Raw genomic sequence first — 2,858 nt, 5'->3', positions numbered from 1 at the left:
GCGGGGCCGCAACCGGCCCTGCCACGGCGGTCGCCGGTGTGGCCACCGGGTGCATCATGCGGTGCACCAGCACGCCAACCAGCGCCAGCGAGCCAATGAACAGCAAAACCCCCATGCCGATCACCGCCGCAAGCAGCGCGCGCGATCCCTGTTTTTCCATTATGTGCTTTCCGTTCCCGAATACCGTTTTTTCCGATAGACACATGCCATGAATGACACCGCTGCCCCTGTCATCGCCACCGCCGACGACGCAGGCCAGCGCACGGACCGCTTCATGGCCAATGCGGTCGAAAGCCTTTCGCGCTCACGCGTCAAGTCGCTTATGGAAAGCGGACACCTGTTGCGCAATGGCGCCCCGCTGCGTGATCCGGCGGAACCCGTGCGGGCAGGCATGTGTTATGAAATTCACATCCCCCCCGCAATCCCCACCACGCCACAGGGGCAGGATATTGCGCTGGACATATTATATGAAGACCGCGACCTGATCGTGCTGGACAAGCCCGCGGGCATGGTTGTCCACCCCGCGCCGGGCAACGAGGACGGCACCCTGGTCAACGCCCTGCTGGCCCATTGTGGCGAAGGGTTGACAGGCATCGGCGGGGAAAGGCGGCCGGGCATTGTCCACCGTCTGGACAAGGACACATCGGGCATCATGGTCGCGGCCAAGACCGAAATGGCGCACCAGGCGCTTTCCCTCGCCTTTGCCGAACGCAGGATCGACCGGGCGTACCAGGCCATCTGCTGGGGCATCCCCTCGCCTGCCAACGGATCGTTCAATGGCGCGATCGGGCGCGACCGGCGCGACCGCAAACGCATGGCGGTGATTGCAAATGGCGGCGGCAAGGTGGCGCTGACCCATTACCGGGTGCTGAACACGTTCCATGGCGGCCTTGCCCATGTGGAATGCAAACTGGCGACCGGACGCACCCACCAGATCCGGGTACATTTCGCCCATGCCGCGCACGCGCTGGTGGGCGACCCGGTCTACCTGCGCCGGATTCCGGCCGCCGCCCGTGGCCTGCCGCCCATGGCAAAGGATGCGGCGCTGGATTTCCCCCGTCAGGCGCTGCATGCCCGCAGGCTGGGATTCGTTCACCCCCGCACGGGTGAGCAGATGCTGTTCGAGACCGCGCCACCGAAAGACTTTCGCCTCCTGCTGTCCAGTATTGCCTGATCTGCAGGCATATTCGTTGACATGGCAGGGCCAGATGCCTATGTTCAGTGATTGTTCGCCGGGGCCGACGCCCCCAGGCTAACTGGACGTCCTGTATAAAACTGCCCATGACGGGGGTCATATACAGGGACGTGAGATGTCCAGTCGTGCGTCTATCAGAGATGACGAATGCAACCCTTCCGGTCACGGTTACGTTAGACCGGATCAAGGCTGTCCCGTCCCTCTGGAACAGGAGTCCGTTACAATGGCCTCTTCTGCTTCTGCTCTTATTTCCGGTCCCGAAAACAACCTGTCCAAATACCTTCGGGATATCCGCAAGTTTCCCATGCTCTCCCCCGAGGAGGAGCTTCGTCTGTCGCGCCGCTGGAAAGACAAGGGCGATACCGAAGCCGCGCATAAGCTTGTCACCTCCCACCTGCGTCTCGTCGCCAAGATCGCCATGGGCTATCGTGGCTACGGCCTGCCGGTGGGCGAACTGATCAGCGAAGGCAACATCGGGATGATGCAGGCGGTCCGCCGCTTCGACCCCGACCGTGGCTTCCGCCTGGCGACTTACGCCATGTGGTGGATCCGTGCCGCGATACAGGAATACATCCTGCATAGCTGGTCACTGGTGAAGATCGGCACAACCGCCGCACAGAAAAAACTGTTCTTCAACCTGCGTCGCCTCAAGGGGCAGATGCAGGCGATAGATGATGGTGACCTGCAACCTGAACAGGTCAACAAGATCGCCCAGTCCCTCGGCGTGCCCGAACAGGACGTGGTGAACATGAACCGCAGGCTGGCCGCCCCCGACCACAGCCTGAATGCGCCGCTGCGCATGGATGGCGAGGGGGAATGGCAGGACTGGCTGGTTGATGACAACGACAACCAGGAAGAAACCCTTGCCCAGAGCGAGGAATATTCCGGCAGGCAGGCACTTCTGGCCAACGCCATGAAGTCACTGAACGACCGTGAACGTCATATCCTGACCGAACGGCGGCTCAAGGACGAACCGGCGACGCTGGAAGAACTGTCCCATGTCTATAACATCTCGCGTGAGCGCGTGCGCCAGATCGAGGTCCGCGCCTTTGAAAAGGTACAGACCGCGATGAAGGCTGAAGTCGCGTCCCGCCGCGCGAAACACGAGGCACAGGCCGAGGCCTGACCACCCGACGACCTGCCTGATAAAAAAGCCCCGCACGCTTCTGGCGCTGCGGGGCTTTTTGTCTGTACTGGCCATAATTAAAGAAGTTTTTGGTGAAGCTTTTTTCAAAAAGCTTCAGGGAACGCCGCCTTCTTGAAAAAAGGCGGCACCCAAAAACTTCTGTTCTGTTTTAATCAGTCCTCGAACGGGTCGCGCATCAGGATGGTGTCGTCACGTTCGGGGCTGGTGGACAGCAGGGTAACCGGTGCCTCGACCAGTTCCTCGATCCGGCGGACATACTTGATGGCCTGCACGGGCAGTTCAGCCCAGGACCGCGCGCCCCTGGTGCTGTCCTTCCAGCCTTCCATCGTCTCGAACACCGGGCGGATACGCTGCTGCGCACCGGGGGCCGAGGGGAAACTGGTGATCTTCTTGCCATCCAGTTCGTAACCGACGCAGATGCTGATTTCGTCCAGACCGTCCAGCACATCCAGCTTGGTCAGCGCCAGACCGTTCACGCCACCCACGCGCACCGCGCGACGCACCAGCACGGCGTCA

The 2,858-nt window shown here is 61.5% G+C and carries 3 protein-coding genes and 1 pseudogene (1 of these 4 running past the window's edge); 2 read left to right on the top strand and 2 right to left on the bottom strand.

Annotation, left to right across the window (positions count from 1 at the left end; translation table 11 throughout):
* Positions 1 to 160, bottom strand: a pseudogene (locus GEU01_RS05440) (hypothetical protein) (it extends 197 nt beyond the left edge of the window).
* 48 nt (positions 161 to 208) lie between these two features.
* Between GEU01_RS05440 and GEU01_RS05435 the strand changes: the two are divergent.
* Complete coding sequence (locus GEU01_RS05435; protein ID WP_019085250.1) at positions 209 to 1,174, top strand: RluA family pseudouridine synthase; 966 nt, start codon at positions 209 to 211, stop codon at positions 1,172 to 1,174.
* A 244-nt stretch (positions 1,175 to 1,418) separates the two neighbouring features.
* A complete protein-coding gene (gene rpoH / locus GEU01_RS05430) occupies positions 1,419 to 2,321 on the top strand; it encodes an RNA polymerase sigma factor RpoH (RefSeq protein WP_010507067.1) in 903 nt (300 codons plus the stop codon).
* Between the two features lie 173 nt (positions 2,322 to 2,494).
* Here rpoH and GEU01_RS27725 read toward each other — a convergent pair.
* On the bottom strand, positions 2,495 to 2,858 hold a 364-nt coding region (locus GEU01_RS27725; RefSeq protein WP_042710782.1), incomplete at its 5' end, for an adenylosuccinate synthetase.

Origin of the sequence: Komagataeibacter europaeus LMG 18890 (genome assembly GCF_000285295.1) — a bacterium.
Lineage (GTDB): Bacteria > Pseudomonadota > Alphaproteobacteria > Acetobacterales > Acetobacteraceae > Komagataeibacter > Komagataeibacter europaeus.
The sequence above is the reverse complement of the archived record's forward strand: the minus strand, read 5'-3'. Positions and strand labels throughout refer to the sequence as shown.